The organism is Mesorhizobium loti (assembly GCA_014189435.1).
GTDB lineage: Bacteria > Pseudomonadota > Alphaproteobacteria > Rhizobiales > Rhizobiaceae > Mesorhizobium > Mesorhizobium loti_G.
The window spans coordinates 2,703,587-2,730,081 of the sequence record CP050293.1 but is presented as its reverse complement, the minus strand read 5'-3'; the positions used below and the strand labels follow the sequence as shown (position 1 = coordinate 2,730,081).

The window sequence follows — 26,495 nt, the reverse complement described above, 5'->3', positions numbered from 1 at the left end:
AACTCTTTGTTTTGACGCAACTCCGGACGGAGAGCCGTTTCACACTTTTCCTGGAATTGCTCTGGGCGCCGCATTGGGGGATGGGCATGGCGACGGCGAAGCACGTGATGAAGCGTATATTGATGATGTTAGCCGGCTACTTTGTGTCGGTGCTGGTCGGCCTGATCGCCGTGGCTGTGATCTATGGCGTGCTCAGTTCCTTGCCCAACGCGCCCGACTATTTCGACGTCATGGGCGTCTCGCCGATCGCGGTCCTGCTGGTGCCGCCGCTCGGCATGTTCGTTTATTTCCTGACGATTGTGGTGACCGCACTGCAGACGCTGATCTTCGCGCTGATTGCCGAGTTCTTCTCGTTGCGCAATGTCCTGCTGCACATGGTCTTCGGCGCCGCCGCCGCGGTCGGCGGTTTCGCCCTGATCTGGCCGAGTGCGCCGGAGGACATGGACCCGCAGCGTTGGGTCGACATCGGCATCATTGCCGCTGCCGGCCTTGTCGCCGGGTTGCTCTATTGGCTGATCGCCGGACGGGACGCGGGCTTCCGGCGCCCACTGTCGGAGCGCTAGAGGCGACGCGACTTCTGCTCAACTCGACGGCGAACGCACCGCTTCGGTGGCGTCCAGGGCCTGCTTCAGCCGCGAGTCGCGGTCGTAGACGTCGTCGAAATATTCGACCTTGCCGGACAGATCAGGCCATGCGGTGAAATAGGCGACATAGACCGGGATCGTGCGTGTCACGTTCTCGGTCGAGTGGCCGTGTTTCAGCTTCTCGGCGATATAGTCCACCGAGGTGCCGAGCACCGCCGCCGCCATGCCGCGCGGATCCTGCAGCCGCACGCAGCCATGGCTGAGCGCGCGCATGTCACGCTGGAAGAATGATTTTTGCGGCGTGTCGTGCATGTAGATCGCGTGCTTGTTGGGGAACAGGATCTTCAGCTCGCCCAGCGCATTGGCCTCGCTCGGCTGCTGGCGCACGCTGTAGGGGATGTTGGCGCCATAGGCGCCCCAATTGACCGCCGACGAAGGAATACGCTTGCCGCGCGAATCGGTCACCTCGTAGCCGGCCCGGTCGAGATAGCCGGGATCGTTGCGCAATCTGGGCAGCATTTCGTTGACGATGATCGACTGCGGCACGCCCCAATAGGGATGAAAATCGACCTGCTTGATCTGGTCGTAGAAGAAGGCGGTCTGGTTGGTGGTCCGGCCGACGACCACACGCGTCTTCAGCTTCTCCTCGCCATTGTCGATATAGCTCGCGGTGAAGGCCGGCTGGTTGATGAAGACACGCGGGCTGCCGAGATCGGAAGGCAGCCAGCGCAGTTCCTCCAGCGCCACTTCCACCTTCAGCAGCTTGTCGGCCTTGGATGTTCCGGCCAGCGTCGCTACGGTGCGCGGCCCGATGACGCCGTCGCCCTTCATGCCTGCCTTTTGCTGCACGGCCTTGATGACCGGGACCAGTTCCGGGTCATAGACTTCGCTGGTGGCCAGCCTGGACAGGGTCTCGCCATAGGCGCCGCCCATCTCGTCATCGAGATTGCGCGCGATCAGGGTTAAAAGCTTCGGCAGTTCGGGGCTGGTTTCGCCCGGCTTCAGCAACAGTTTGGGGTCGACGACGATTTCGTTTTCCGCACTGGCCTGCAGCGATTCCAGTTCGACGCGCAGCGCCTGGTATTCCGCATTCTGCGGATGCCGCGATTCGAGATAGGTGCGCACTTCCTGGGTATGCGCCAGCGTCTTCAGCACGCCTTGCAAGTCGAGCGGCTTGGCCGGGAAATCATAGTAGCCGGTCATGCGGTTGGGCTCGACGCGGCCGTTCTGGGCGTCATGGGCATAGCGCAGCACGCGTGCCGACAGCGCCATCTCGAAGCGGACGAGCTCCTTCAGTTGCGCATTGGCGTCGGCCGTCGATGTACCGGCGGCGGGGACCTCGACCGTATAGTCGGCGGGCGTGAGGCCATAGCTTGAAGCCTCGCCAAGGACGCGCACCGCATCCTGAGCGCGGCTGTTGAGGCTGGTTCCGGTCACCCAGATGAAATCGGGATTGGCCGAGTAATAGGCGATCAGCGCCTTGGCGATGTCAGGCTCGGCGTAGAGTTCGTAATCACCCAAGCTGGCAACCGCGTCACGAAAGGCGGCACCCGTGGCTGACGGAACGAAGGCAGCATCCTGCGGCGTCGCCGGCTGCGGCGCTGCAGTCAGCGCCGAGAAGTCGATGCGGACCAGCCGATCGGCCTTGTAGGTGTAGTAGGACGGGCTGCTGATTTTCACACCACCGCCACCACCACCGCCGCCCGGCACTTTCGGCTTTGGCTTGTGCTTCGGCGGTGGGGGCGGAAACTCGCCTTGCGGCGCGTGCCTGACGCCGCCGCCGAAAAGCATGTCGAACAGCCCCTGCGCACCTGCCTGAGGGACACCGAAAGCCAGCGTTGCCGTGATCGCCATCAGCGGCACGGCTGCTTTGTTTCCGAGGAATTTCATGGATCACCCGCTCCGGTCGCAACCGGTTCCCGTTCCGCACGTCAGATCGTCTCGCTCACCGCATGGCGGATGTAAGGCGCGACTATACTGATTCATACCGATTTCGTTAAGCTTTCATAAATTTTGGAACGCCTGTTGCAGAACGGTTTCACAACATCGTGACGGCTGGAGCGGGGGTGTTCCGCTCCAGCCGTGAAATCCACTGCGGATCAGGCGTTGGCGCCGCCATCGATGGTCAAGGCAGCGCCGGTGACGAAACGGCCTTCCGGGCCTGCCAGCCAGGCGACCATGCCGGCGATGTCCTCGGCCTTGCCGAAGCGCGGTGTCGCCATCTTCTGGCGCTGGTGTTCGGCATGCGGACCGTTAGCCGGGTTCATGTCGGTGTCGGTCGAACCGGGGTGAACGACATTGGCGGTAATGCCGCGCGGGCCAAGGTCGCGCGCCAGCGCCTTGGTCAGGCCGACCAGCGCCGCCTTGCTGGTCGAATAGGCGCCAAGACTGGTGTCGGTGACCCGCTCGGCAAGATTGCTGCCGATCGAGATGATCCTGCCGCCCTCACCCATATGCGCTGCCGCCGCCTTCGAGGCGATGAACGGGGCTCTGAGATTGACCTCCATGGTTTCATCGAAATCGGCGAGCGACAGCGTATCGATCGGCGCGGCACGCCAGATGCCGGCGCTGTTGACCAGGATGTCGAGCCGGCCGAATGCGGTCACGGCGGCATCGACGGCCTTGTCTATGGCCACGGCATCGCGGTTGTCGGCCTTGATCGCGATGGCGTGGCCGCCCTTTGCCTCTATCTCGGCGACAACAGCACGGGCCTGTTCCTCGCCATGCACATAAGTCAGCGCGACACTGGCGCCGTCGGCCGCGAGCCGTCGCGCAATCGCCGCACCGATGCCGCGGCTGCCGCCGGTGACGAGCGCGGCCTTGCCGCCCAGTTGGTTGCCAGCCAGTTGATTCGATGACATCGATTTCTCCTTTTGTAATGATCGATACATAAATATCTGTCAGCCTTGCCCGTCGGCGTCAACTGAATTATGTGTCGATCAACACAGAAAAGAGCATCATGTCGGAACGAGGCCGTCCCCGCACCTTCGATCGAACCTCGGCATTGCGCTGCGCGATGCAGGTCTTTTGGGCCCGCGGCTACGAAGGCGCATCGATGAGCGAGCTGACCGCCGCCATGCGCATCAACTCCCCCAGCCTCTATGCCGCCTTCGGCAGCAAGGAGGCGCTGTTCCTGGAGGCGACGGAGCTGTATTCGCGCACCGAGGGGGCCGACATCTGGCTGGCGCTGGAGGAAGCACCGACAGCGCAGCTGGCGATCGAACAATTCTTGCGCCTGACGGCGAAAGCCTATGCGCAGACCGATCGCCCGCAGGGCTGCCTGATCGCACTCGGCGCGCTGCATCAGGACTCGAGCCGCGGTGTCATCTGCGACGACCTGCGCCGTCGCCGCGCCGAAAACCATAGCGCCCTGCAAAAGCGTCTCGAGCGCGGCGTTGCCGAAGGCGAACTGCCGGCGGATTTCGACTGCCATGCTGCCGCAACCTTCTTCGCCACGGTTCAGCACGGCATGTCGATCCAGGCGCGCGACGGCGCATCGCACGCTGCCCTGCTGGCAACGGTGGCCGGGGCCATGGCTGCTTGGCAAACGATGGTGGGCATCGCCGCGACGTGACAAACGCCGGCTGGTGTGCTCGAAATTCGCCAGCAAGGCCGGGAGGGACGAGAGCGTGAAAAAGGGTTATCGCGAACTGCTGGACGAGGCGAACGCCGAGATCGAGGTGGTTTCGCCGGAGGAAGCAGCCGGGTTGCTCGACGATGAAGACACCATTTTCGTCGATCTGCGCGATCCACGCGAAGTGGAACGCGACGGCAAAATTCCCGGCGCCAAACATGTCACCCGCGGCACGCTGGAATTCTGGATTGACCCCGAAAGCCCTTACCACAAGCCGTTCTTCGCTTCGGGAAAGAACTTCGTCTTCTTCTGCGCCGGCGGCTGGCGTTCGGCGCTGGCCACCAAGACGGCGCAGGATATGGGGCTTTCGCCGGTCAAACACATCCTTGGCGGCTACACCGCCTGGAAGGCCGCCGGACTGCCGGTCGAGCCCGGCGAGAGGAAGAAATAACCGCGATCGCCGCTCAATGCAGCAGCGACGGCTCGCGATGCGTCACGAAGCCGACCGCGCGTTCGACCACACCCTTGTCCGCGAGAATACGGCGGTGGCCGAGCCCATCGGCCCAGTAGAGCCGCACATGGCCGCCGGCGCCGGCATAGCGCCTGGCATGATCGGCCGAGACTTCGCGGTCGTCCGGTGCGTGGATGACCAGGGTCGGCACCGGCGCCTGGGCGAGCTGTCGGTCGCCGGTGAATTCGTGCAGCGGCCGGCCGGACAGATGTTCGACACGGTCCGCCATGGCGACCTGTGAACGCGGTCCGACATTGAGCATGCGACTGAAGTCGGCAAAGATCGCCGGCAGGGAGCTTGGTGCTGCAATCAGCACCAGGCGTCCGGCCGCCAGCGGCGGGATGTTCTTGACCGAACCAGCGATGGCATTGGCGGCGACGGCGCCGCCGAAGGAATGGCCGACCGCCGCCACGAAGGGGCCGAACCACTCGCCGGCGACCCGCACCGCATCGACGGCATTGACCATGTTCAGGCGCCGGCCCTGTGACTGGCCGTGGCCTGGCAGGTCAAGCGAAACGACCCTGTAGCCGGCGGCGCGATAGCCTTCGATCAATGCGCGCATATATTCGGTGCGCGAGCGCCAGCCATGGACGACGAGCACCGTGCCGGCGGCTGCCCTGCCCGGCTCCGGGCGGAATTCGTGCACCATGACGCAGCCGGTCGCGGTCTTCAGCCGGTGATGACGCGCCTCGGTCATGAACTCGGCAGCGCGATCGATGGCGCGGCGCTCGCCATCGCTGAGCGCCTTGACGCTCGGTGTGCGGCAGAACAATTCGAACGCCGCGCGCCCGGTCAGGCGTGGCGCCACACGCTCGGCCGCGCCAAACACGCCCCGGATGACCTTCAGCCCGAATGATGCCATAGTGAGAATCCATCCATACGTTCAAGCATGAACATAATAGTTCAAAGATGAACAATAAACAAGAGCTACCTTGGGACAACCCGCGTTTTCGCAACTGGGTCGCGGTGGCGCGCGCCTGCCATGTGCTGGAGCGCACGCTGGCGGTGAAGCTGGCGCCGCTCGACCTCAAGCCGGCGCAGCTCGACGTGCTGATGAACCTCTACCGCCATCCCGGCATGTCGCAGCACGACCTTGCCCGCAAGCTGCTCGTCGGCCGCTCCAACATCACGATGCTTTTGCCGCAGCTGGAGGCGCGCGGCCTGTTGCGCCGCGAAGGCGATGAGAAGGACAAGCGCATCTTGCGGCTCGCCCTGACGGAAGCCGGCGAGGCGCTGCTGATGCAGGCGCTGAAAGTGCATATGGCACTGATCGAGAAGGCGATGAGCCAGTCGACACCCGAGCAATGCGACATGATCGGCGAGCAGATGCGCAAAATCTATGAGGTGCTGAAGGAGGCCTAGCATCAAGGTGTACGCAGGAGGCCGCCATTTGCAGGCCAGCCTCACCTGAATATCAGTACATCGGCTACCACATCGTCTTCTTCGCCCGTTCCGGCCATTCCTTGTCGTAGGTCTCGCCGTCGATGTTCTTGCGGCTGGTGATTTCCAGGATCTGTCCGGGCGTCGGCAGCGATTTCGGGTCGACATGCCTTGCCGGGTTCCAAAGGTCGGAGCGGACGATGGCACGGGCGCATTGGAAATAGACCGAATCGATGTCGACGACGGTCACCGATCGTGCCGCCTTGCCATCCACCATGAACGACGCGCACAGCGCTGTATCCGTTGTGATATGGGCGCGGCCATTGACGCGCAGCGTCGTGCCGGAGCCCGGCACCAGGAACAGCAGGCCGACGCGCGGGTCGCGGATGATGTTTCGAAGCGAATCGGCGCGGTTGTTGCCGCGCCGGTCCGGCATCATCAGGGTTTTCGGATCGACGATGCGCACGAAGCCGGCGAGATCGCCGCGCGGCGAACAGTCCAGCCCCTCCGGCCCGCTGGTCGCCAGCGCGACGAAGGGCGAGGCTTCGATAAAGGCGGCATACTCCGGAATGACGTGGTCGAGTTCCTTGACCAACGATGCCTCGCCTGGAACGCCATAGAGCGCTTCGAGTTGCTCGACCGTGGTGATGACGGACATTTTTTCGTCTCCAAACCTTTGCCGGCGTTAGCCCACATCGATGACGCTTTGACGACAGCGTCGGGAGCATGATGCCGAAAAATTTGAGCGGTTTCGGACGACATCACGCGCCATCTCTTTGCCTTTAGCGGTCCCGGCTCAAGCCCTTTTCCGCAAGCTCGGCGAGATAGGCGTCCCAGCGTGCATCCTTCTCGTGACCGAGCGTGTGCAGGTAATTCCAGGTGAAGATACCGGTGTCGTGGAAATCGTCGAAGGTGATGCGCACGGCGTAGTTGCCAACCGGCTCGATCTTCAGGATCGCCACATTGCGCTTGCCGGGAACCGTCACCCGCTGTTCGGGCGAATGGCCCTGCACTTCGGCCGATGGCGAGGCGACGCGCAGCAGTTCCGCCGGCAGCTCGAACGGCCGATGGTCGGGAAAGGTAACGGACAGCAGCTTGCGGTCCTTCGAGACCCTGAGTTCTTTCGGCGCGGTCATGCTGTTCGATCCCGAATCATCTACCCTTCCCTACGCCGCTTCGCCAAACGGGAAAAGGCCCGATAAGGCAGACCGACATGCGATGTCGGCTGAGAGATGTTACCAAAGATCGAGAGGCGGTATCTTGAATGGCAGGCCATATCGTATCACATAGCGGTATATAACGACGCCGTTCACGGCCACGGGAAGCGCTTGAAGCATGGACATGATCGATCCCTTCGGTCGCACGATCAGCTATCTCCGCGTGTCGGTCACCGACCGCTGCGATTTCCGTTGCACCTATTGCATGGCCGAGGACATGGCCTTCCTGCCGAAGAAGGACCTGCTGTCGCTGGAAGAACTCGACCGGCTCTGCACGGTCTTCATCGAAAAGGGTGTCAGGCGATTGCGCCTCACCGGCGGTGAGCCGCTGGTGCGCAAGAACATCATGCATCTCGTGCGCCAGCTGTCGCGGCATCTCGACAGCGGCGCGCTGGAAGAACTGACGCTGACCACCAACGGCTCGCAACTGTCGCGCTTTGCCGCCGAGCTTGCCGATTGCGGTGTCAAGCGCATCAACGTCTCGCTCGATACGCTTGATGCCGACAAATTCCACAAGATCACCCGCTGGGGCCATCTCGACAAGGTCATGCAAGGCATCGATGCCGCGCAGGCGGCGGGGCTGAAGGTCAAGCTCAACGCGGTGGCGCTGAAGGATTTCAACGACGCCGAGTTGCCCGAGATGATGCGCTGGGCGCACGGCCGCGGCATGGACCTGACGGTCATCGAAACCATGCCGATGGGCGAAATCGACGCCGACCGCACCGACCAGTATCTGCCGTTGTCGCTGCTGCGTGCTTCGCTGGAGCGCCAGTTCACGCTGACCGACATCCCCTTCAAGACCGGCGGCCCGGCTCGCTACGTCCATGTCGCCGAAACCGGCGGACGGCTCGGCTTCATCACGCCGATGACGCATAATTTCTGCGAGAGCTGCAACCGCGTCCGGCTGACCTGCACCGGCACCCTCTATATGTGCCTTGGCCAGGAAGACGCAGCCGACCTGCGCTCGCCCTTGCGCGCCTCCGAAGGCAACGAACTGGTCGCTGAAGCGATAGACGAAGCGATCGGCCGCAAGCCGAAAGGCCATGACTTCATCATCGACCGCCGCACCAGCCGCCCCTCCGTTTCGCGGCATATGAGCGTCACCGGCGGCTGATCTTCCCGCCGATCTGTGCAAGAATTGCCGTGCGGTCATCGATTTCGGGGCAAGACATGCGGCGGCTCTTTTCAATCGGGACGTTTTTCGCTGCGATCGCGGCGAGCACCGCAATTGCCGCGCCGTTCACCTATGTGAACGAGCGCTTCGGCACCGTCTGCACCTTTCCCGATGAGATCTTCACCGAGCGCCAGCCTGAGCCCGACAATGGCGACGGACAGCAATGGCTGAGTGCCGATGGTGCCAGCCTGATCTGCTCGGGAATCCTCAACGTCGACGACGATACGCCGAAAGGCTTTGTCGCGGCGGAGAAGGCGAGCAAGGAGCCGGGCTACAAGGTCACCTACAGCAAGGCCGGAAAGGGCTGGGCAGTCCTGTCGGGCTTGAAGGAAGGAAAGATCTTTTACCAGCGGCGCCTTTTTGGCAAAGATGGCGTCATCCGCACGGTCTGGGTCGATTACCCTCCGGCCCTGAAGTCGAAATACGACCCGCTGGTCGGCGCCATCGCTGGCAGTCTCAAGGGGCCATGACGGTTTCGGACCACACCCCAGAAAAAGTCTTGTTCGCGAACCGCAGCCGGATTTACCGCCCGCACGTTCCGGCCTAGCCTTCCCTGCGGCGGAATCTTCGCTCACAGGGGGAATACATCATGCGCAAACTCGCTCTTTCTCTTGCCTTGCTTGGTCTCGCGGTCGTGCCCGCTTCGGCCCAGTCGATCGGCGGCACCTATACCGTCGCCGGCACCAATTTCGATGGATCGCCCTATGGCGGCGAGGCAACCATCGCGCTGACCAGCGGAACGACCTGCACGATCCACTGGGAGACGGGCGGCTCATCGTCCGACGGCATCTGCATGCGCAACGATGACGCCTTCTCCGCCGGCTATGTCATGGGCAAGGATATCGGCCTCGTCGTCTACAAGATGATGGACGACGGCTCGCTGCACGGCCTGTGGACGATCGCCGGCAAGGAAGGCAATGGCACCGAGGTGCTGACGCCGAAGAAGTAAGTTCCGCCGCCATTGCAGGCGATCTTCCGGGTCACAAACAAGGCTGTGGCCCAGCCCTTTGCTGTTGCTGTTTCGTGCCCGACTGTTACAGGCTTGCTGCCCAAAGCGCATCGCGTTTGAACGGATTCAGGCGCCGCGCTTTAGGCCTTTGTTTCTTTTGCATGTCGTTTCCCCAAAACCGAGGTCACTTTTGGGCGACATGCATGAGCAGAACCGGTAGTCGTCTTGCCCCTGTCTCCAAATCTTCGCGGCGCGTTGTTCATGATGGTGGCGATGGCCGGCTTCACACTCAACGACGCCATCACCAAATACTCGTCGCAATCGATGAACATGGCGCAGGTCATGTTGATTCGTGGGGCTTTCGCTTCGCTTTTCGTCGGCCTGCTCGCCTGGCAGCGCGGCGCGCTTGCCCGCCCAACCTCGATGCTGCAGCCTCTGGTGGCCTTGCGCGTGATCAGCGAGGCCGGCGCCACGGTGAGTTTTCTCGTCGCCCTCGCCCATTTGCCGATCGCCAATGTTTCGGCGGTGCTGCAGGCGCTGCCGCTGGCGGTGACGATGGGGGCCGCACTCGTCTTCGGCGAGGCTGTCGGATGGCGACGCTGGCTGGCCATCGCCATCGGATTTGCCGGTGTGCTGATCATCGTGCGGCCTGGCTTCGAAGGGTTCAGCGTCTACTCGCTGTCGGCGCTGGCCAGCGTCGCCTGCTGCGCGGTCCGCGATCTCGCCACCAAGCGGATCCCCAAGGCCATTCCGACATTGCTGGTGTCGACCGCGACCGCGCTTGCCATGACAATTGTCGGCGCGGCGCTGTTGTCGCCGATGGGCGGCTGGACACCGATGACGGGCAACAGCACAGGCCTGCTGGCCCTGGCCGCTGTCCTAGTGCTGATCGGCTACCAGTTCATCATCATGGCGATGCGGGCCGGCGACATCTCCTTCATCGCGCCGTTCCGCTACACGGCCCTGATCTGGTCGATCCTGCTTGGCCTGTTCATCTTCGCCGACATTCCCGATCTGCCGATGATTGTCGGCGCCACCATCATCATCGGCTCCGGCCTCTATGCGCTCTATCGCGAGCGAGTGGTCGGCCGGCGAAAGATCGTCGCCGAAAGCACCGGGCCGACCATGGTTCCGGACGGAATCTAGTCAGGTCATTTGAAGGTTCTTGTGATTTCCGGCGGCTGGCGTACAGGCTCCATGGCATGAAGCGAGACATTGCGGGGATCATTCTGGCCGGCGGCCAGTCAAGACGGATGGGTGGTGGTGACAAGAGCCTGTTGCCGCTTGGCGGCGGCTGCGTGCTTGACCAGGTCGTCTCGCGCTTTGCCTCGCAGATCGAAATGCTCGCGCTCAGCGCCAATGGCGACCCGGCGCGATTCGCGCGCTTTGGCCTGCCGGTGCTTGGCGACACGGTGACCGGCTTTGCCGGGCCGCTTGCCGGGATCCTGACCGGCCTCGAATGGGCCGCCGCCAACACGGCCTGCCAGGCGATCGTCACCGCTGCCGGCGACACGCCCTTCCTGCCGCTGGATCTGGTCGAACGGCTGGCTGCGGCAACCGATCAAAGCCCAGGCTCCATTGCCGTTGCTTGCTCGGCCGGCAAACGGCACCCGACCTTCGCGCACTGGCCGACGGACTGCCGCGACGCCTTGAGGCACTTTCTGGTCGATGAAGACAACAGACGGGTGTCGGCTTTCATCGACCGGTACGGTTCTGTCGAGGTGGAATTCCCAGTTCTGCAATCGGCGGGGGTCGACCCTTTCTTCAACATCAACGAGCCTGATGATCTTGTCTCTGCCGAGCGTCTGTTGCAGAGCATGAGACCATGAACAGACGCGTCTTCGGCATCACCGGCTGGAAAAACTCCGGCAAGACGACTTTGACCGAAAAACTGGTCACCGAACTTGTCCGGCGCGGCTGGAAAGTGTCGACGGTGAAACACGCCCATCATGACTTCGACATCGACAAGCCTGGCGCCGACAGCTTTCGCCACCGGCAGGCCGGCGCTACCGAAGTTGCGATCGTCTCCGGCGTTCGCTGGGCACTGATGCATGAGCTGCGCAGCGAGGATGAGCCGCCGCTGGAGGCTATTCTGTCGCGGCTTGCCCCTTGCGATCTGGTCCTGGTCGAAGGCTACAAGCGCGAAACCCACAGCAAGATCGAAACCCGCCGGCTGGAAGCGAAGGACCGCACGCCGCTTTCGGCAGGTGATCCCAACATCGTCGCCGTCGCTGCCGATTTTGCGGCTGAAGGCGAGCACCTGCCGGTGTTCGATCTCGACGATGCAAAGTCGATAGCCGACTTCATCGAGCGCGCCACTGGGCTCGTTGCTTGAGCGCTGACGCAGCGGCAGAATAGCCTTGCCCATTTTTGTGGTTTTGCAGTTGCTTTTTTCTTGGAAAGAGTGGGAGTATCGCACCAGCGGGCGGTCAAAAGCACCGCCCCACAGAGCCGTTTGGAACGACGGCCGGGACCATAAAGAGAGGACCATCATGCGTATTTCACTGCGTATCGCGCTTGCCGCATCGGCCGCGCTGCTGACGCTCGGCGTAGCCCAGGCCCAGGAAAAGACCCTGCGGATCGGCACCGAAGGCGCCTACCCGCCATTCAACAATTTGACGTCCGACGGCCAGCTCGTGGGCTTCGACATCGACATCGCCAAGGCGCTTTGTGATGAAATGAAGGTCAAGTGCACCTTCGTCGCCCAGGATTGGGACGGTATCATTCCAGCCCTCCAGGCCGGCAAGTTCGACGCCATCGTTGCCTCGATGTCGATCACGCCCGAGCGCAAGGAGAAGGTCGACTTCTCGAACAAATACTACAACACGCCGTCGGCGCTCGCCGTGCCGAAGGACTCGACGCTGAAAGGCGTGACCAAGGAAGATCTCGCCGGCAAGTCGATCGGTGTCGCCACCACCACGACGCATTTCAACTATGCGTCGAAGACCTACACCGACAGCACCGTCAAGGGCTATCCAAGCAGCCCCGAGGAGCAGGCAGATCTTGCCAATGGTCGTCTCGACGCCATCGAGGACGACATCGTCGTGCTGCAGCAGTGGCTGGATTCGCCTGATGGCGCCTGCTGCAAGATTCTCGGCCAGCCGTCGCCGCAACCGGTGGAGATCTTCGGGCCGGGCGCCGGCATTGCCGTTCGCAAGGGCGAGACCGACCTGGTCAACAAGCTCAACTCGGCCATCGACGCCATCCGCGCCAATGGAAAATACAAGGAAATCAACGACAAGTACTTCAAGTTCGACGTCTTCGGCGCCGAGTCCTGATAAACAAGGGTCAAGACGGCGGGGATTTCCCCGCCGTCTTTCTATTCGTCTCGGGAACGCCGTGGAGATAAGACCGGTCAATGCCAGCCCAGAGCATATGGACACTTCTCAGTTGGGGACCCGATGGCTGGCTTGACGATATCGCCTATGGCGCACTGATTACCATTGCGCTTGCGCTTGCCACGCTGCCCATCGGATTGACGATCGGCTTTTTCATTGCCCTCGCCAAGCAGTCCGAAGAACCTTCACTGCGCCTTGCCGCCAACATCTACACCACGGTCTTTCGCGGCCTGCCGGAGCTGGTGACGCTTTTCCTGTTCTTCTTCGGCATGCCGATCCTGCTGCAGCATCTCATCCGGTATTTCCGGCCTGACGCCACCATCGACGTCAACAGCTTCGTCGCCGGCATGATCGTGCTTGCACTGATCTTCTCGTCCTATGCCAGTGAGGTTTTCCTCTCGGCCTTCCGCGCCATTCCCAAAGGCCAGTACGAAGGCGGCTATGCCATCGGCCTTTCCAACTGGCTGACCATGCGCAAGGTGATCGTGCCGCAGCTGCTGCGCATCGCGTTTCCCGGTCTGGAGAACTGCTGGCTCAGCCTGCTCAAGGACACGTCACTGGTGTCGGTCGTCGGCCTGGCCGAGACGCTGCGCAATGCCAGCATTGCCGCCCGCGTCACCAAACACGCTTTCCTGTTCTTTGGCGTTGCGTCCCTGGTCTTTCTTGGCCTGGCCGTCGTGTCGTCCTTCGCCACCAGCGCCATTCTGCGCTCGCTTGGCCGGCGGGAGGCCCAGCGATGAGCGCCGCAGCCACCATGGTCGAACGGCCCCCGCCACGGGCGCGCGGCTGGCCGCGCAGGCGTATTGCCGGTTATGCGCTGGTCTGCCTGTGGATTTTGTTCGGCCTTGGCATCGTCAGCTATCTCTACCTTGCCTGGAATCCCGATTTCTTCGCCAAATATGCGCCGGCCTATTTGCGCGGGCTTGGGGTAACGCTCGCGCTGGTTTCCATCTCGATGGTGCTCGGCGCGATACTGTCGGTGCCCGTCGCCTATGGACGCATGTCCAAGAACCGGATCCTGTCCGGCCTCGCCTATTGCTACGTCTATTTCTTCCGCGGCACGCCGCTGCTGGTCCAGACCTATCTAGTCTACTATGGATTGGGCTCGTTCAGGGTCGAGCTCCAGTCGGTCGGCCTCTGGGACTTTTTCAAGGACGCGTTCAACTGCGGCGTCTTTGCCTTTGCGCTCAACACCGCCGCCTACCAGGCCGAGATTCTGCGCGGCGCCATTGAAAGCGTGCCAAGAGGGCAGTGGGAAGGCGCTGCCTCGCTTGGCCTGCACAAGTTGCAGACCTTGCGCAAGATCATCCTGCCGCAAGCGTTGATCGTCGCCTTGCGGCCCTATGGCAATGAACTGATCCTGATGGTCAAGGCGTCCGCCATCGTCGCCATCATCACGGTCTATGATCTGATGGGCAACGCAAAGCTCGCCTTCGCCAACTCGTTCGACATTCAGGCCTATATCTGGGTCGCCCTCGTCTATCTGGTGATGGTCGAAATCTTGCGCCATGGCGTCGAATGGATCGAGCGCCGGATCACCATTCACCTGAAACGCTGACCATTTTCAATTCGGCTGCACCAGTCGATCCGGCCACACGCGTCTTGACGAATTGAGCGCAGAGCCTAGAGCTTTCGCAGCAAAATTCCGTTTCCATTCTGAAGGGCAGGCTCATGGCATCTGTTGCATTTCTCGGTCTTGGCGTGATGGGCTATCCGATGGCCGGGCACTTGAAGAACAAGGGCGGCCACGACGTCACCGTCTACAACCGCACCAAGGCCAAGGCCGAGCAATGGGTTGGCCAGCACGGCGGCAGCCTGGCGGTTACCCCGGCGCAGGCCGCCGAGGGCAAGGACTTTGTCTTCTCCTGTGTCGGCAATGACGACGATTTGCGTTCGGTGACGACCGGTCCGGAAGGCGCCTTCAAATCGATGAAGAAGGGTTCGGTCTTCATCGACAACACCACGGCCTCGGCCGAGGTCGCGCGTGAACTGGCGGCGGCGGCGCAAGCCGGCGGTTTTTCGTTTCTCGACGCGCCGGTCTCCGGCGGCCAGGCCGGCGCCGAGAACGGCGTGCTGACCGTCATGGTCGGCGGCGAGCAGGATGCTTTCGACAGGGCCAGGCCGGTCATCGACGCCTTCGCCCGCATGGTCGGCCTGATGGGGTCGGCCGGTGCCGGCCAGCTCACCAAGATGATCAACCAGATCACCATCGTCGGCCTTGTCCAGGGCCTGGCCGAAGGCATCCATTTCGGCAAGAAGGCCGGGCTCGACATCGAGAAGGTGATCGAGGTGATTTCCAAGGGCGCGGCAGGCTCCTGGCAGATGGAGAACCGCCACAAGACGATGAACGCCGGCAAATATGATTTCGGCTTCGCCGTCGACTGGATGCGCAAGGACCTCGGCATCTGCCTGGCGGAAGCCGACCGCAATGGCGCCAGATTGCCGGTGACCGCACTTGTCGACCAGTTCTACAAGGATGTGCAGGCGATGGGCGGCAAGCGTTGGGACACGTCCTCGCTGCTGGCGCGTCTCGAGAAATAGGTTTCCGCGGTGGCAGCGCTCTCGCCTCAATCAAGCGCCGGAGAAATTGTCGCCCACCTGCGCGCCATCGGCTCGCAGGAGAACCGCCTCGGAATGCTGCGCTACGGCATCAAGATCGACCGCGCGCTTGGCATCTCGCACGGCCTGCAACGGCAGATCGCGCGGACGATCAAACGCAACCACGAGCGCGCCTTCGAGCTGTGGGAGACCGGCATCATGGAGGCGCAGTTCATCGCCTCCGTCACGGCTGACCCACAGCGGTTTTCCGCTGAAGATGCAAGAAGATGGGCGGCCAGTTTCGACTCCTGGGACATCGTCGACGGCGTCTCGGATCTCTTTGTCGACACGGACGCCTGGAAAGACCTGATCGCCGAGTTCGCGGCCGACGAGCGGGAATTCGTTCGGCGCACGGCCTTTGCCATGATGGCCTGGTCTGTCGTTCACCGGAAGAAGGAGCCGGAGGCGACCTTCCTGGATTTCCTACCAATCATCGAAACGCATGCCACCGACAGCCGCAATTTCGTGAAGAAAGCCGTGAACTGGGCGCTTCGGTCGATCGGCAAACGATCCATGAATATGCACGGAGCTGCCCTTGCTGTCGCCGAACGACTGGCGCGGTCGACCGACAGGACGGCGCGCTGGATCGGCAAGGACGCAGTGAGGGAGCTGACCAATGCCAAGACGCTCGAGCGGATCGCCGCCAGGAAAGGCTGACAGAGCGGAAATCCGCTTCGTGGAGGTGACGCGATCGACGCGCGCCGATTTCGAAAACCTGTTCGAGCAGCCGGGCGGGCCGAAATATTGCTGGTGCATGGCCTGGCGCAACCTTCCCAGCCGCGAGCATGCCCCGAACGACGAGAAGAAACGGGCCATCATTTCGCTCATCGAGGCCGATACACCCGTCGGCATCCTCGCCCAAATTGAAGGCAAGACCGTCGGCTGGTGCTCGGTTGCGCCGCGCCAGACCTATCGCCGGCTCTCCCGGCAGCAGGACGACAGCGAGACCGGCGTGTGGTCGATCGTCTGCTTCTATGTGCCAAGGGCCTTGCGCGGCGGCGGGCTGGCGTCGGCGCTGCTCGACGCGGCGATAGATCACGCCTTCGCCAAGGGCGCCGGCACGATCGAGGCGTACCCGGTCGATCAGGCGTCGCCGAGCTACAGTTTCATGGGCTTTCGCGACATGTTCGTGGCTCGTGGGTTCCGCGAGACCGGTATGGCCGGTTCTCGCCGACATGTGATGCGGCTCGAGCGTTGACGTCATTGGTGGCGGCGTCTTTACTCCAGATTCAAAGGACGCTGCCCATGAGCAACCATGCCAGATCAACCATAGCGCTCGCAGCCGCGTTGTTTGTGTTCGCTGCCGGCGATGCCTCGGCCGAAACCGCGCACATATTCTGGAAGGATTTGCGCCCAGCTACGCAATCCGCCGCCGAAAACGTCGGGCTGCCGATGATCGCGGCAAAATTGCCCGACCATGGCGAGACGCTGTCCCTCAATCTGCAGGACAAAAGCATTCAGCTAGCCGGCTACGCATTGCCCGTCGATCGCGACGGCGATCTTGTCTATCAGTTCCTGCTGGTGCCGTGGACGGGTGCCTGCAGCCACATGCCGACGCCGCCGCCCAACCAGATCGTTCTGGTCACGCCGGCTCACCCCTACAGGATGTCGCAGGCCTATCAGCCGGTCGCTGTCACGGGGGCGCTGAAGCCGGACATGGAGAAGAGCCAGCTGTTCATCCTCGACGGCGTCAGCGTCATCCAGTCCGGTTACAGCGTGCGCAAGGCAGACGTGGTCGCTGTCGACAGCGTGCCGGACACAGTCACGCTGCCAGTGAATTCGCCCTGGAGTTTCCTCAACAAAAAGAAGAACTAAGCTGCGTAACCTTGTGCAAGCTCAGGCAGCGTTGGCACCCGATTCCTTGTCCAGCACCATGTAGTCGAGCGGGATTTCGGTGGTGTACTTGATCTGCTCCATGGCGAAGGACGACGACACGTCACGGATTTCTATCTTGGCGATCAACCGCTTGTAGAAGGCGTCATAGGCGGCGATGTCGGGCACCACCACGCGCAGGAGATAATCGACGTCGCCGCTCATGCGGTAGAACTCGACCACCTCGGGAAACTCCTGGATGACTTCCGAGAAACGCCGCAGCCATTCATGGCTGTGCGAATTTGTGCGGATCGACACGAAGACAGTGACGCGCACATTGACCTTTTCATGATCGAGAATGGCAACGCGCCGCTTGATGACGCCCTCCTCCTCGAGCTTCTGGATGCGCCGCCAGCAAGGCGTCGTCGACAGCCCGACTTTCTTGGCGACATCGGCGACCGCGAGTGTCGCGTCCTCCTGCAAAAGGCGGAGGATTTTTCTATCAAGGCGGTCCATTTTTTGCTCCCTGGGGGAATAGATTGGCTATACTCCCCCTTATTTCGGCCTTTCACAAGAAAGAAATTCTGCCAATTGACAGAAAAGCGAGTGATTTCTTGCTGAAAGGTCAGCCGAGGCGATAGCGGATTTCCGAACGCAGAAAAGGCAGCAAATCCATTTCAAACCATGGATTCTGCTTCAGCCAGCCGGTGTTGCGCCACGACGGATGCGGCAGCGGCAGCACTTTCAGGCCGCTGGAATTCTCCCAGATGGCGCGCCAGTCCATCACCGTTTCCGTCAGCGAGGGCCGGCGCGCCGCACCCATGTGCCAGGACTGCGCGTAGATGCCGATCGTCAGCACCAGGTCGATCCGCGGCATCAGGGCCATCAAAGGCCCGCGCCAGGCCGGCGCGCATTCGCGTCGCGGCGGCAGGTCTCCGCCCTTTGCATCCTGGCCGGGAAAGCAGAAGCCCATCGGCACGATGGCGAATTTTTCGATGTCGTAGAATTCATCGCTTGTCACATCAAGCCAGCTGCGCAGGCGGTCGCCGGAGGCGTCGGTGAACGGCATGCCTGATAGATGCACCTTGGTCCCCGGCGCCTGGCTGGCGATCAGGATGCGGGCGCTGGACGAGGGTCGCAACACCGGACGTGGTTCGTGCGGCAACGGCTTGCCGACCGGGTTTTCCACGCAGATGCGGCAAGCGCGGACCGTCGCGGTGAAGCTTTCGAGTTCGACAGTCATACTCAGGCTGATGCGCTTGGTCGGCTGGAGACGGCCTGATGCCAGCGCAACACATTCGCGCATTCATCCGGCACCTTGATGCGTGCCGGCTTCATGAAGTCGACGGCGATCAGGCCGGTGATATCGGCGATCGAATAGCTGTCGCCGGCAATGAATTCCCGGCCGCCCAGTTCGCCGTCGAGCAGCCTGAGGAACTGCACGGCCTTCGGCTTGTTGGCCTCACCCCATTCGGGGATCTGCGGGATTTCCCATTCCTTCATGGCCGGATGGATGTGGCGGAAGGCCTGCGCGACACAACTGAGCAGATTGAATTCCATCCGTCGCTGCCACATCTCGACCTGCGCCTTGCCGAGTGCGCCATGCCCGAACAAGGCGGGCTCCGGATGCAGCTCCTCGAAATAGCGGCAGATGGCGACGGATTCGGTAATGACGGTGCCGTCGTCGAGCTCCAGCACCGGCAGACGTTGCAAGGGGTTGCGCGAGCTGACCGCCTGTTGTCTGTGCTCCAGTGCCCCCATGTCGACGGCTACCTGTGGAACCGTGATGCCTTTCTCGGCGAGGAAAACGCGGACCCGCCGTGGGTTGGGCGCCCGCCCGCCGTCGAAGAGCTTCATGTCCATCCTCCCATTCGTTCTCGATCAAGTGCCAAGATGCGTATCACCAGTAGCGAAAAATCTCGCGCACGGCGTCGCCGATCGACGCCAGTGTGCCGTGCTTTCTCTCGACGACTTCGCCATGATGGCTGTCGCGCCAGTCCTGCGGCTGGTCGAATGTTCCCGCCCAGATGCCGGCCTTTCCCGCGCGGGCGATGGCCTCCTCGCTCTCGAAGTCGCCAAAGGCAACCGCCCAGCCCGCCTCGACCTGCGCGCGGTTGAGATCCTTGCCGCCGGCGGCGCAGTCGCCAAGCAGCCGGCCATAGCGGTCACGCTGCCAGCCGGTACAGGAGACAGGCTTGCCGGCGATCAGGCGCACAAGCGACTGACGCGCAAGCGTGCCGCAAGGGTAGTCGGCGCCATTCCTGCGGCAGGTCTGCGTATACTCCGGAGCATCGATGCCGCGCATGCGGATACGCTCGGTGCCAAGCGTGATCGAATCGCCGTCATTGATGATTGCCACGCCTTGCGTCTTGCGGGTCTCAACCCGGTCGAGGCGGGCAGCCAGCAGGATCAATAGCCCGAGAATGACAGCGGTAAGCCCGTAATCCACCAGCCGGCGCCACAGGCTTCTGGGTGGCGCAGCGTATCGCCGGCGCGGCCTTGGCGACCAGGATCGGCTCATATGGCAAACGGTTGGTTAATCATTCGAACGTAGCTTAACACTTGGAAACCGCTGCTCGCATAAATTGAAGTTTTGATGCCCTTGCAACGCTCGAACACAGCGGACAAGTTCATTGTGGACCGCAGGAAACCTCATCGCAACAGCGATGTGGCGCGCGCGGTGCGCAAGACGCGTGACCGTCTTTCGCAGCAGGCCGGCAATCCCGATTTCGATCGCGAACTGCTGAAGCTCCACGCCCGCGCAATGACAAGCGGCGCTATCGCCATCCCGCTTCTCATCCTGGCGATCGCGGCGGCTGGCCGGCTGGCCGGAATCGGCAACGAGATCGGGCTCTGGGCGCTGTTCACACTGACCTGCTACACAGTCGTCGCCTTCATGGCGCGGCGCATTGAACGCACGGAAGCTTCCGACCTCAACCCTTTGCAAACACGGCGCGAATTCCTGATCTGCCATTTCCTTTGCGGTCTCGGCTGGGCCTGGTTCGTCTGGCTTGGCTGCGGCGCCTGCGAGGTCGACCAGTTCCACCTGGTCAAAGCCGTGGTGCTGCTGTTCGCCATGGCGGCGACCGCGGTGATGACCTCATCTCTGGGCGGGGCGCTGTTGGCGACGTTTGCCGTTCCCGTGGCGCTCTACGCCTATGCCGGCATCAAGCTATGGATGCCGGTTGAGGCGATCATGGCCGGGCTGCTGATCGTGTCGCTGCCCTTCTTTGCCTATGTGGCCCGTCACCTCAACCGCTCGTCCCTGATGGTGTTGTCGTTCCGCTCCGAAAAGGATGCGCTGATCGCCGAACTGGAGACGGCGAAATCGATGTCGGATGAGGCGCGGCGGCGGGCGGAAGACGCCAATCTGGCGAAATCACGGTTCCTCGCTTCGATGAGCCACGAGCTGCGCACACCGCTCAATGCCATTCTCGGCTTTTCCGAGGTGATGTCGAACGAGGTGCTGGGACCGATGAGCAATCCCACCTATCGCGACTACGCCCACGACGTGCACGAATCCGGCCAGCATCTGCTCGACCTGATCAATGAGATTCTCGACCTGTCGCGCATCGAGGCCGGCCGCTACCAGCTCAATGAAGAGCCGGTGATGCTGCTGGGCGTCGTCGAGGATTGCTGTCACATGATGGAGCTGAGGGCGCGCAACAAGGATATACGCGTCGTCCAGGATTTCGAGCATCAACTGCCACGCCTGTTCGCCGACGAGCGGGCGGTGCGGCAGATCACGCTCAACCTTCTGTCGAATGCGATAAAATTCACCGCCACCGGCGGCGAAATCCGCGTCCGCGTCGGCTGGACGGCAGGCGGCGGGCAATACATTTCGATCAAGGACAATGGCCCGGGCATACCGGAAGACGAGATCCCGGTGGTGCTCTCCGCCTTCGGCCAAGGGTCGATCGCCATCAAGAGCGCCGAGCAAGGCACCGGGCTTGGCCTGCCGATCGTGCAAGGCCTGCTTGCCATGCATGGCGGCGAGTTCGAACTTCATTCCAAGCTGCGCGAAGGGACAGAGGCGATCGCCATCTTCCCGCTGAGCCGCGTGATGGAGGAACTGCCCGCGCTGCCGACCGCCGCGGTGGCAGCTCGGCGGCGATAACCGCCCCGCCGACCTGGTTCGATGGCCAGCAAGAAGGACGGCACTCCACAATGGCAGCAGGTGATTGGCATGCTGGTGGCATCGAGATCAACTCGGAGCGCCTTCGTCTGAAGCTGTTTACAGCCGAGGATGCCGAAGACCTCTTTGCCGCCATCACGCCCGCCATCACCCGTTTCATGCAGTGGGAACCACCTCAATCACAGGCGGCTTTTGCCGAGGTATGGCGATCCTGGCTGGCGCCAATCCATGACGGATCGGATTTGCACTTTGTCGTGCGTGCATTGGCAAACGATCGCTGTCTGGGGCTTGTCGGCCTTCATGCGGCGAAGACCGCGTGTCCCGAGCTCGGGATCTGGATCAGAGAAGACGCTCAAGGAAACGGCATTGGCGGAGAGGCAATTGTTGCTGTTGCCGAGTGGGCCTCCGAGACACTCGCGCCGGACTGCTTCGAATATCCAGTTGCCGAAAGGAACGTTGCCAGCAGAAGAATAGCGGAACGCCTTGGGGGCGTAATAATCGGCAGCCGCTCCAACCCCAGATATGCCGCTGTCGTCTACCGCATTCCCAACTTCCGGCGCTGATGCGCCAAGACCCTAGCCGCGTACCGCGGCTGCCATGCCTGAGCTGGTGAGCGCGGCGGCCTTGACCAGACCCGCGGCAAGGGCGGCCCCTGCCCCTTCGCCATGGCCGATGCCCAAATCAAGCAACGGGCGCAGACCGAGCCGTTCGGCGGCGCGGGCGTGAGCGGGCTCCGGCGACAGGCTGGCGAGCAGGCAATGATCGAGCGCAGCGGGGTTGGCGGCATGCAGCACCGCGGCGGCGGCCGTTGCAGCGAGCCCGTCGAGCAGCACCGGAATCTTCTGCATCCGCGCGGCAAGGATGGCGCCGGCAATCGCCGCGAATTCACGGCCGCCGACCCGGTGCAGCGCCTCGAGCGGGTCGCCGAGATGGCCGTCGTGAAAAGCCAGCGCCGCATCGACCACTTCAGCCTTGCGTGCCTGCATCGTCACATCGGCGCCCGACCCCGGGCCGACCCAGTCGGCGCCCCTGCCCCCGAACAGCGCCGCAAACAGCGCTGCCGCGACAGTCGAGTTGCCGACGCCGAGATCGCCGAGGCACAAAAGATCGGTACCGCCCGCGATCGCTTCCATGCCGAAGGCCATGGTGGCGGCGCAGCCGCGCTCATCAAGCGCAGCCTCCTCGGTGATGTCGGCGGTCGGGATGTGCAGGGCAAGATCGAAAACCTTCAGCCCGAGATCGTTGGCAATGCAGATCTGGTTGATCGCCGCACCGCCGGCGGCGCAAAGCTCGACCGCATTGGCGGTCGCCGCCACCGCCCGTGGCGAGATGCCGTGCCTGACAACACCGTGATTGCCGGCAAAGACCGCCATCAGTGGTCTTGTCACCGCGGGCGGAGCCCGCCCGGTCCAGGCGGCCAGCCACGCGGCGATGTCCTCGATGCGGCCAAGTGAATTGGCTGGTTTGTCGGCCTTGGCAAAAAGCGTGCGCACGCGGGTTTCGGCTGCCGTGTCGGCCGGCGGCAGGTTGGCCAGCAGGTTGCGAAAATCGTCGAAAGGCAGTGCGCTGGTCATCACGTTGGCGATCATTCCCTGGAGTTGGTGAGCGGCATAGCCGCCTTGCGCGGTTGGCACAACCTCCTGGATCATGGTCCTGTATTTGCCGCAAAGCTGGCCGCGAAGGGCGCAATCGCGAGGGCTTGCATTGGCATTGCCGTTGCACCATGTGGAGATGGAACAAGGGATTCCGGTTGGAAGCCCAAGAGAAAGTCATGACGGCCATCGAATCCCCGTGCATCCTCGTCTGTTCGATCGACATGAAAACCGGCTTCTGTTTCGGGTGCGGCCGCACGCGCGAGGAAATCGGCGGCTGGATCGGGATGACGCCGGAAACGCGCCGCACCGTCATGGCGCAATTGCCGGCCCGGCTGGAAACGGTCGAGCGCCGGCCGCGCCGGGAAACGCGCCGCACCCGCATGGCGCGCGAACGCGACGCGCTTTCGTGAGGCGACCACGCGGATGAACCGACTGTTCTGGATATTGATGGCCGCGATCGGGGTGGGAGCAGTCCTGCTCGTGCTCAACGATTCCGCCGGCAGCACGCTCGGCGTCGAGAATTATGATTTCAGCCGGCTGATCTGGCTCGGCGCCTTTGGCGCTCTCATCGGCGCCGGCCTGCTCCGCTCGGGCAGGCCCCTGGGCGCCATGGCGCGCAACCTCGGCGCCTGGGCGGCCATCGCGCTCGCGCTGGTCGCCGGCTACCAGTATCGCTATGAACTGCAGGATGTCGCCAGCCGGGTGACTGCGGGCCTTGTTCCCGGCAGCCCGCTGGCCCTTGGCGTCGAAGACGGTCACGCCACGGTGACGCTCGACAAGGCGGACAACGGCCACTTCGAAGCACGCATCCTGGTCAACGGCAACCCGGTCCGAGCCGTGGTGGATACCGGTGCGACCAGCACCGTGCTGACGTCCGAAGACGCACAAGCCGCCGGATTCAATCCAGCGGCGCTCAACTACACAATCCCGGTTTCGACCGCCAACGGCATGGCCCGCGCCGCGGCCGTGAAAACCGATCAGATCGCGATCGGCGGCATCATGCGCAGGGACATGCCGGTGATGATCGCCGCACCCGGTATGCTCAGCCAGTCCTTGCTCGGCATGAACTTCATCGGTTCATTGTCGGGCTTCGACGTGCGCGGCGACCGCATGATCCTCAGGGATTGAGCCCAGAAGCTCAAGCCGCTTCGGCTGCTGCTCCACCGAACTCGACGGCGGCGAAAGCCGTCTTCAGCACGTCCGGTCCGGCCCCGGGCCGGGTCGCGTCGGTGGACAGGATCTGGCGGTAGCGGCGCGCGCCGGGCAAGCCATGAAACAGCCCGACCATGTGGCGCGTGACATGGCCAAGCCGCCCGCCCTGCTCGATATGACGTGCCGCATAGTTCGCCATGGTGTCGATCAATGCGGCGAAATCGAAGACTTCGGACTCAGCGCCGTAGAAGGCGGCATCGACGCCGGCCAGAATGCCAGGCGTGTGGTAGGCGGCGCGGCCAAGCATGGCGCCGTCGACATGATCGAGGTGCGCCCGTGCCTCTTCAAGGGACTGAATGCCGCCATTGATGCCGATGAATTCGTTATGTTTTCTGGCTTTCAATCGATAGACCCTGTTATAGTCGAGCGGCGGGATGTCACGGTTTTCCTTGGGGCTCAGCCCTTCCAGCCACGCCTTGCGCGCATGCACCCACAGCGCGTCGGCGCCGGCGTCGAAAACACCATCCGCCAGCGCATCGAGGGCCGGCTCCGGATCCTGCTCGTCGACGCCGATGCGGCATTTGACGGTGACGGGAATTGTCACCGCCGCCTTCATCGCCGCGACGCAGCCGGCGACGAGGTCAGGCACCTTCATCAGGCAGGCGCCGAACGTTCCCGACTGGACGCGGTCTGACGGACAGCCGACATTGAGGTTGATCTCGTCATAGCCAAAGGCCTCGCCGATGCGCGCCGCCTCGGCAAGTTTTTCGCGATCCGAGCCGCCGAGTTGCAGGGCAACCGGATGTTCCGCCGCATCGAAGCCGAGCAGCCGCTCGCGCGCGCCGTGAATGACAGCATCGGCCACCACCATCTCGGTGTAGAGCAGCGCACGACTCGTCAACTGGCGATGGAAGAACCGGCAATGCCGGTCCGTCCAATCCATCATGGGTGCAATAGCCAGTCTATGATCTTGATTTTTCAGCATTTTTTCTTTAACATCAAAACGTTAGAACGTGCCAAGTGCACACGAATTTACGCCAGAATACGACCCTTTTCGCCACATTTCGATCTCTCAGTGCACACGGAGCGCACACGAAAAAATGGCCACCTACACAAAACTCTCGTCCGGTTCCTGGCGTGTCCAAGTCCGTCGCAAGGGTCGCTACGTCAGCGAGACCTTCCTGCGCCGAGACGATGCACGACGCTGGGCAACCGACGCCGAGCGCCAAGTCGATCGTGGTGAGACGCCGACAAAGTCCCGTATAGCGCGCTTGAAAACCTTCGGCGAACTCATCGAGCTTCATATCGACGACATGTGCGATGTAGGCAAGTCCCCTCGCCGCTCCAAGGCCGCAGCCCTCGATATGCTCCAAAGACATCTGGGGAAGTGCAACATCGCGGCTCTCGATCGCGAACGGCTCATTCGATTTGGTCGTGATAGAGCCGCCCAAGGCGCCGGGCCGATGACTCTCGGTATCGACATCGGCTTTGTGAAACTTATCCTGTCTCATGCTGCCGCGGTTCACGGCCTGCCCGTCAAGGTCGAACCGGTTGATCTCGCGCGTATCGCGCTAAAGAGGCTTGGCCTCGTTGGGAAAGGCCATCAGCGCGACAGACGGCCGACGCAGGACGAGCTCGACAGGCTCATCGGTCACTTCGATGCAAACCCTCGTCAAATTGCACCGGTTAGCCAGATCATACGCTTCGCCGTCGCAACCGCGATGCGCCAGGAGGAAATCTGCAAGGTGCATTGGTCCGACTTGGAATCTCGCACGCGGATGCTTCTTATCCGTGACCGGAAGGACCCTCGGAACAAGAACGGCAACAATCAGCGCATACCCCTATTCGCGGCCACTGGATACGATGCGTGGGCCATTGTTGAGGAACAGCGGGCAAAGCGCAGCAATGACGATGATCGAATTTTCCCGTTCAATCATAGGTCGGTCGGCTCCGCCTTCCGTCGAGGATGCGCTGACCTGAGCATCCACGACCTTCATTTTCATGACTTGCGGCACGAAGGGACAAGCCGCCTATTCGAGGCCGGATTCACGATCGAACAAGTTGCGCTGGTAACTGGGCACAAGGACTGGAAAATGTTGAAGCGCTACACCCATCTGAGGCCCGAGGCTCTCCACGCGCTGTTGGCAGCGCGCGCGGCATAGATGTGAGTGTCCAAAGGTTTCACGATAGAACAAGTCACTCTAGTCACGGGTCACAACGCGTCAATATACGCATCTCAAGCTGGAAACCCTGCACACGATCCGTGTTGCGAGGGCAGCCTAGCCGGCAAGCGCGATCTGCTGTGAGCTACCAATAAAAACTTCAATCTCTGGCGCCTATAGACGCGCATCGGATTCACACTGCGGTTGCGAACCGCGATCTGCTGTAGAGATACGGTCTCAACGCCTGCGAGACTGTGCAGTTAAATTGAGTTTAAACTGACGACCGCCCTCCAGGTCCTAAGCAGTACTCTTCC

33 protein-coding genes are annotated in these 26,495 nt (G+C 62.4%); 22 read left to right on the top strand and 11 right to left on the bottom strand.

Going from position 1 to position 26,495, the window contains the following annotated elements:
- The first annotated feature begins 80 nt into the window (after window positions 1–80).
- Window positions 81–563, top strand: coding sequence for a hypothetical protein (locus tag HB777_13250; GenBank protein ID QND64754.1), 483 nt, complete (start codon window positions 81–83; stop codon window positions 561–563).
- Window positions 564–581: 18 nt separating this feature from the next.
- On the opposite strand, the gene HB777_13245 is transcribed toward HB777_13250, so the two are convergent.
- Both HB777_13245 and HB777_13240 read right to left on the bottom strand, forming a co-directional pair.
- A complete protein-coding gene (locus HB777_13245; protein QND64753.1) occupies window positions 582–2,474 on the bottom strand; it encodes a murein L,D-transpeptidase in 1,893 nt (630 codons plus the stop codon).
- 209 nt (window positions 2,475–2,683) lie between these two features.
- Window positions 2,684–3,445 carry a 3-oxoacyl-ACP reductase FabG gene (locus HB777_13240; GenBank protein QND64752.1) on the bottom strand — a complete coding sequence of 254 codons (762 nt, stop codon included), beginning with the start codon at window positions 3,443–3,445 and terminating at the stop codon, window positions 2,684–2,686.
- Between the two features lie 98 nt (window positions 3,446–3,543).
- Here HB777_13240 and HB777_13235 point away from each other — a divergent pair, with 98 nt between their 5' ends.
- Both HB777_13235 and HB777_13230 read left to right on the top strand, forming a co-directional pair.
- Window positions 3,544–4,158, top strand: coding sequence for a TetR/AcrR family transcriptional regulator (locus tag HB777_13235; protein ID QND64751.1), 615 nt, complete (start codon window positions 3,544–3,546; stop codon window positions 4,156–4,158).
- 55 nt (window positions 4,159–4,213) lie between these two features.
- Entirely contained in the window at window positions 4,214–4,609 is a 396-nt protein-coding gene (locus HB777_13230; GenBank protein ID QND64750.1) for a rhodanese-like domain-containing protein, read from the top strand.
- Between the two features lie 13 nt (window positions 4,610–4,622).
- Here HB777_13230 and HB777_13225 read toward each other — a convergent pair whose 3' ends face one another.
- Complete coding sequence (locus tag HB777_13225; protein ID QND64749.1) at window positions 4,623–5,531, bottom strand: alpha/beta fold hydrolase; 909 nt, start codon at window positions 5,529–5,531, stop codon at window positions 4,623–4,625.
- 47 nt (window positions 5,532–5,578) lie between these two features.
- On the opposite strand from HB777_13225, the gene HB777_13220 reads away from it, so the two are divergent.
- Window positions 5,579–6,031 carry a MarR family transcriptional regulator gene (locus HB777_13220; GenBank protein ID QND64748.1) on the top strand — a complete coding sequence of 151 codons (453 nt, stop codon included), beginning with the start codon at window positions 5,579–5,581 and terminating at the stop codon, window positions 6,029–6,031.
- A gap of 64 nt (window positions 6,032–6,095) precedes the next feature.
- Here the strand turns inward: HB777_13220 and HB777_13215 are convergent, their stop codons facing one another.
- Window positions 6,096–6,707, bottom strand: coding sequence for a pyridoxamine 5'-phosphate oxidase family protein (locus tag HB777_13215; protein QND64747.1), 612 nt, complete (start codon window positions 6,705–6,707; stop codon window positions 6,096–6,098).
- A 124-nt stretch (window positions 6,708–6,831) separates the two neighbouring features.
- Window positions 6,832–7,185: a DUF971 domain-containing protein gene (locus tag HB777_13210; protein ID QND64746.1), complete on the bottom strand. Its 354-nt coding sequence runs from the start codon at window positions 7,183–7,185 to the stop codon at window positions 6,832–6,834.
- Window positions 7,186–7,384: 199 nt separating this feature from the next.
- Between HB777_13210 and moaA the strand changes: the two genes are divergently transcribed.
- The 13 genes from moaA (at window position 7,385) to HB777_13145 (ending at window position 17,140) form a co-directional block, all read left to right on the top strand.
- Entirely contained in the window at window positions 7,385–8,380 is a 996-nt protein-coding gene (gene moaA / locus HB777_13205; GenBank protein ID QND64745.1) for a GTP 3',8-cyclase MoaA, read from the top strand.
- A gap of 56 nt (window positions 8,381–8,436) precedes the next feature.
- A complete protein-coding gene (locus HB777_13200; GenBank protein ID QND64744.1) occupies window positions 8,437–8,910 on the top strand; it encodes a hypothetical protein in 474 nt (157 codons plus the stop codon).
- 119 nt (window positions 8,911–9,029) lie between these two features.
- On the top strand, window positions 9,030–9,389 hold the full coding sequence (locus tag HB777_13195; protein ID QND64743.1) for a hypothetical protein: 360 nt from the start codon (window positions 9,030–9,032) through the stop codon (window positions 9,387–9,389).
- A 225-nt stretch (window positions 9,390–9,614) separates the two neighbouring features.
- Window positions 9,615–10,535 carry a DMT family transporter gene (locus tag HB777_13190; GenBank protein QND64742.1) on the top strand — a complete coding sequence of 307 codons (921 nt, stop codon included), beginning with the start codon at window positions 9,615–9,617 and terminating at the stop codon, window positions 10,533–10,535.
- A gap of 56 nt (window positions 10,536–10,591) precedes the next feature.
- Window positions 10,592–11,218, top strand: coding sequence for a molybdenum cofactor guanylyltransferase MobA (gene mobA, locus HB777_13185; GenBank protein QND64741.1), 627 nt, complete (start codon window positions 10,592–10,594; stop codon window positions 11,216–11,218).
- Window positions 11,215–11,724 (top strand): molybdopterin-guanine dinucleotide biosynthesis protein B, encoded by a 510-nt coding sequence (gene mobB / locus HB777_13180; GenBank protein QND64740.1) that lies wholly within the window; start codon window positions 11,215–11,217, stop codon window positions 11,722–11,724. Before mobA ends, mobB begins: the two co-directional genes overlap by 4 nt.
- Before the next feature lie 157 nt (window positions 11,725–11,881).
- Window positions 11,882–12,667: an ABC transporter substrate-binding protein gene (locus HB777_13175; GenBank protein ID QND64739.1), complete on the top strand. Its 786-nt coding sequence runs from the start codon at window positions 11,882–11,884 to the stop codon at window positions 12,665–12,667.
- Between the two features lie 80 nt (window positions 12,668–12,747).
- Window positions 12,748–13,467, top strand: coding sequence for an ABC transporter permease (locus tag HB777_13170; GenBank protein QND64738.1), 720 nt, complete (start codon window positions 12,748–12,750; stop codon window positions 13,465–13,467).
- Window positions 13,464–14,285: an ABC transporter permease gene (locus HB777_13165; GenBank protein QND64737.1), complete on the top strand. Its 822-nt coding sequence runs from the start codon at window positions 13,464–13,466 to the stop codon at window positions 14,283–14,285. The genes HB777_13170 and HB777_13165 overlap by 4 nt, the downstream gene beginning before the upstream one ends.
- 113 nt (window positions 14,286–14,398) lie before the next feature.
- Window positions 14,399–15,268 (top strand): NAD(P)-dependent oxidoreductase, encoded by an 870-nt coding sequence (locus HB777_13160; protein QND64736.1) that lies wholly within the window; start codon window positions 14,399–14,401, stop codon window positions 15,266–15,268.
- A gap of 9 nt (window positions 15,269–15,277) precedes the next feature.
- Complete coding sequence (locus tag HB777_13155; GenBank protein QND64735.1) at window positions 15,278–15,982, top strand: DNA alkylation repair protein; 705 nt, start codon at window positions 15,278–15,280, stop codon at window positions 15,980–15,982.
- The gene (locus HB777_13150) at window positions 15,942–16,523 is read left to right on the top strand and encodes a GNAT family N-acetyltransferase (GenBank protein QND64734.1); all 582 of its coding nucleotides are present in this window, start codon (window positions 15,942–15,944) and stop codon (window positions 16,521–16,523) included. The genes HB777_13155 and HB777_13150 overlap by 41 nt, the downstream gene beginning before the upstream one ends.
- A 47-nt stretch (window positions 16,524–16,570) precedes the next feature.
- Entirely contained in the window at window positions 16,571–17,140 is a 570-nt protein-coding gene (locus tag HB777_13145; protein ID QND64733.1) for a DUF3299 domain-containing protein, read from the top strand.
- A gap of 21 nt (window positions 17,141–17,161) precedes the next feature.
- Here HB777_13145 and HB777_13140 read toward each other — a convergent pair whose 3' ends face one another.
- From HB777_13140 to HB777_13125, 4 genes are all read right to left on the bottom strand, one after another.
- Window positions 17,162–17,653 (bottom strand): Lrp/AsnC family transcriptional regulator, encoded by a 492-nt coding sequence (locus HB777_13140; protein QND64732.1) that lies wholly within the window; start codon window positions 17,651–17,653, stop codon window positions 17,162–17,164.
- Between the two features lie 109 nt (window positions 17,654–17,762).
- On the bottom strand, window positions 17,763–18,443 hold the full coding sequence (locus tag HB777_13135) for a uracil-DNA glycosylase family protein (protein ID QND64731.1): 681 nt from the start codon (window positions 18,441–18,443) through the stop codon (window positions 17,763–17,765).
- On the bottom strand, window positions 18,383–18,994 hold the full coding sequence (locus HB777_13130) for a glutathione S-transferase (GenBank protein ID QND64730.1): 612 nt from the start codon (window positions 18,992–18,994) through the stop codon (window positions 18,383–18,385). The genes HB777_13135 and HB777_13130 overlap by 61 nt, the downstream gene beginning before the upstream one ends.
- A 43-nt stretch (window positions 18,995–19,037) precedes the next feature.
- On the bottom strand, window positions 19,038–19,658 hold the full coding sequence (locus HB777_13125; GenBank protein QND64729.1) for a thermonuclease family protein: 621 nt from the start codon (window positions 19,656–19,658) through the stop codon (window positions 19,038–19,040).
- A gap of 75 nt (window positions 19,659–19,733) precedes the next feature.
- On the opposite strand from HB777_13125, the gene HB777_13120 reads away from it, so the two are divergent.
- Together HB777_13120 and HB777_13115 are read left to right on the top strand one after the other, a co-directional pair.
- The gene (locus tag HB777_13120; protein ID QND64728.1) at window positions 19,734–21,254 is read left to right on the top strand and encodes a HAMP domain-containing histidine kinase; all 1,521 of its coding nucleotides are present in this window, start codon (window positions 19,734–19,736) and stop codon (window positions 21,252–21,254) included.
- A gap of 50 nt (window positions 21,255–21,304) precedes the next feature.
- Window positions 21,305–21,835 (top strand): GNAT family N-acetyltransferase, encoded by a 531-nt coding sequence (locus HB777_13115; protein QND64727.1) that lies wholly within the window; start codon window positions 21,305–21,307, stop codon window positions 21,833–21,835.
- A gap of 12 nt (window positions 21,836–21,847) precedes the next feature.
- Here HB777_13115 and HB777_13110 read toward each other — a convergent pair whose 3' ends face one another.
- Window positions 21,848–22,846 carry a nicotinate-nucleotide--dimethylbenzimidazole phosphoribosyltransferase gene (locus HB777_13110; GenBank protein ID QND68769.1) on the bottom strand — a complete coding sequence of 333 codons (999 nt, stop codon included), beginning with the start codon at window positions 22,844–22,846 and terminating at the stop codon, window positions 21,848–21,850.
- A gap of 197 nt (window positions 22,847–23,043) precedes the next feature.
- On the opposite strand from HB777_13110, the gene HB777_13105 reads away from it, so the two are divergent.
- Both HB777_13105 and HB777_13100 read left to right on the top strand, forming a co-directional pair.
- Window positions 23,044–23,277 carry a DUF1289 domain-containing protein gene (locus HB777_13105; GenBank protein ID QND64726.1) on the top strand — a complete coding sequence of 78 codons (234 nt, stop codon included), beginning with the start codon at window positions 23,044–23,046 and terminating at the stop codon, window positions 23,275–23,277.
- A gap of 13 nt (window positions 23,278–23,290) precedes the next feature.
- Window positions 23,291–23,995 carry a TIGR02281 family clan AA aspartic protease gene (locus HB777_13100; GenBank protein QND64725.1) on the top strand — a complete coding sequence of 235 codons (705 nt, stop codon included), beginning with the start codon at window positions 23,291–23,293 and terminating at the stop codon, window positions 23,993–23,995.
- Between the two features lie 10 nt (window positions 23,996–24,005).
- Here the strand turns inward: HB777_13100 and dusA are convergent, their stop codons facing one another.
- Window positions 24,006–25,004, bottom strand: a complete 999-nt coding sequence (dusA, locus tag HB777_13095) for a tRNA dihydrouridine(20/20a) synthase DusA (GenBank protein QND64724.1) — start codon at window positions 25,002–25,004, stop codon at window positions 24,006–24,008.
- 115 nt (window positions 25,005–25,119) lie between these two features.
- On the opposite strand from dusA, the gene HB777_13090 reads away from it, so the two are divergent.
- On the top strand, window positions 25,120–26,181 hold the full coding sequence (locus tag HB777_13090; protein ID QND64723.1) for a site-specific integrase: 1,062 nt from the start codon (window positions 25,120–25,122) through the stop codon (window positions 26,179–26,181).
- Window positions 26,182–26,495 lie beyond the last annotated feature (314 nt).

Bases quoted from the DNA above. Each gene is read 5' to 3' on its own strand.
- HB777_13250 (QND64754.1), top strand. From the start codon at position 81: ATGGGCATGGCGACGGCGAAGCACGTGATGAAGCGTATATTGATGATG.
- HB777_13245 (QND64753.1), bottom strand. From the start codon at position 2,474: ATGAAATTCCTCGGAAACAAAGCAGCCGTGCCGCTGATGGCGATCACG.
- HB777_13240 (QND64752.1), bottom strand. From the start codon at position 3,445: ATGTCATCGAATCAACTGGCTGGCAACCAACTGGGCGGCAAGGCCGCG.
- HB777_13235 (QND64751.1), top strand. From the start codon at position 3,544: ATGTCGGAACGAGGCCGTCCCCGCACCTTCGATCGAACCTCGGCATTG.
- HB777_13225 (QND64749.1), bottom strand. From the start codon at position 5,531: ATGGCATCATTCGGGCTGAAGGTCATCCGGGGCGTGTTTGGCGCGGCC.
- HB777_13220 (QND64748.1), top strand. From the start codon at position 5,579: ATGAACAATAAACAAGAGCTACCTTGGGACAACCCGCGTTTTCGCAAC.
- HB777_13215 (QND64747.1), bottom strand. From the start codon at position 6,707: ATGTCCGTCATCACCACGGTCGAGCAACTCGAAGCGCTCTATGGCGTT.
- HB777_13210 (QND64746.1), bottom strand. From the start codon at position 7,185: ATGACCGCGCCGAAAGAACTCAGGGTCTCGAAGGACCGCAAGCTGCTG.
- moaA (QND64745.1), top strand. From the start codon at position 7,385: ATGGACATGATCGATCCCTTCGGTCGCACGATCAGCTATCTCCGCGTG.
- HB777_13200 (QND64744.1), top strand. From the start codon at position 8,437: ATGCGGCGGCTCTTTTCAATCGGGACGTTTTTCGCTGCGATCGCGGCG.
- HB777_13195 (QND64743.1), top strand. From the start codon at position 9,030: ATGCGCAAACTCGCTCTTTCTCTTGCCTTGCTTGGTCTCGCGGTCGTG.
- mobA (QND64741.1), top strand. From the start codon at position 10,592: ATGAAGCGAGACATTGCGGGGATCATTCTGGCCGGCGGCCAGTCAAGA.
- mobB (QND64740.1), top strand. From the start codon at position 11,215: ATGAACAGACGCGTCTTCGGCATCACCGGCTGGAAAAACTCCGGCAAG.
- HB777_13175 (QND64739.1), top strand. From the start codon at position 11,882: ATGCGTATTTCACTGCGTATCGCGCTTGCCGCATCGGCCGCGCTGCTG.
- HB777_13170 (QND64738.1), top strand. From the start codon at position 12,748: ATGCCAGCCCAGAGCATATGGACACTTCTCAGTTGGGGACCCGATGGC.
- HB777_13165 (QND64737.1), top strand. From the start codon at position 13,464: ATGAGCGCCGCAGCCACCATGGTCGAACGGCCCCCGCCACGGGCGCGC.
- HB777_13160 (QND64736.1), top strand. From the start codon at position 14,399: ATGGCATCTGTTGCATTTCTCGGTCTTGGCGTGATGGGCTATCCGATG.
- HB777_13150 (QND64734.1), top strand. From the start codon at position 15,942: ATGCCAAGACGCTCGAGCGGATCGCCGCCAGGAAAGGCTGACAGAGCG.
- HB777_13145 (QND64733.1), top strand. From the start codon at position 16,571: ATGAGCAACCATGCCAGATCAACCATAGCGCTCGCAGCCGCGTTGTTT.
- HB777_13140 (QND64732.1), bottom strand. From the start codon at position 17,653: ATGGACCGCCTTGATAGAAAAATCCTCCGCCTTTTGCAGGAGGACGCG.
- HB777_13135 (QND64731.1), bottom strand. From the start codon at position 18,443: ATGCGCGAATGTGTTGCGCTGGCATCAGGCCGTCTCCAGCCGACCAAG.
- HB777_13130 (QND64730.1), bottom strand. From the start codon at position 18,994: ATGAAGCTCTTCGACGGCGGGCGGGCGCCCAACCCACGGCGGGTCCGC.
- HB777_13125 (QND64729.1), bottom strand. From the start codon at position 19,658: ATGAGCCGATCCTGGTCGCCAAGGCCGCGCCGGCGATACGCTGCGCCA.
- HB777_13120 (QND64728.1), top strand. From the start codon at position 19,734: ATGCCCTTGCAACGCTCGAACACAGCGGACAAGTTCATTGTGGACCGC.
- HB777_13115 (QND64727.1), top strand. From the start codon at position 21,305: ATGGCAGCAGGTGATTGGCATGCTGGTGGCATCGAGATCAACTCGGAG.
- HB777_13110 (QND68769.1), bottom strand. From the start codon at position 22,846: ATGACCAGCGCACTGCCTTTCGACGATTTTCGCAACCTGCTGGCCAAC.
- HB777_13105 (QND64726.1), top strand. From the start codon at position 23,044: ATGACGGCCATCGAATCCCCGTGCATCCTCGTCTGTTCGATCGACATG.
- HB777_13100 (QND64725.1), top strand. From the start codon at position 23,291: ATGAACCGACTGTTCTGGATATTGATGGCCGCGATCGGGGTGGGAGCA.
- dusA (QND64724.1), bottom strand. From the start codon at position 25,004: ATGCTGAAAAATCAAGATCATAGACTGGCTATTGCACCCATGATGGAT.
- HB777_13090 (QND64723.1), top strand. From the start codon at position 25,120: ATGGCCACCTACACAAAACTCTCGTCCGGTTCCTGGCGTGTCCAAGTC.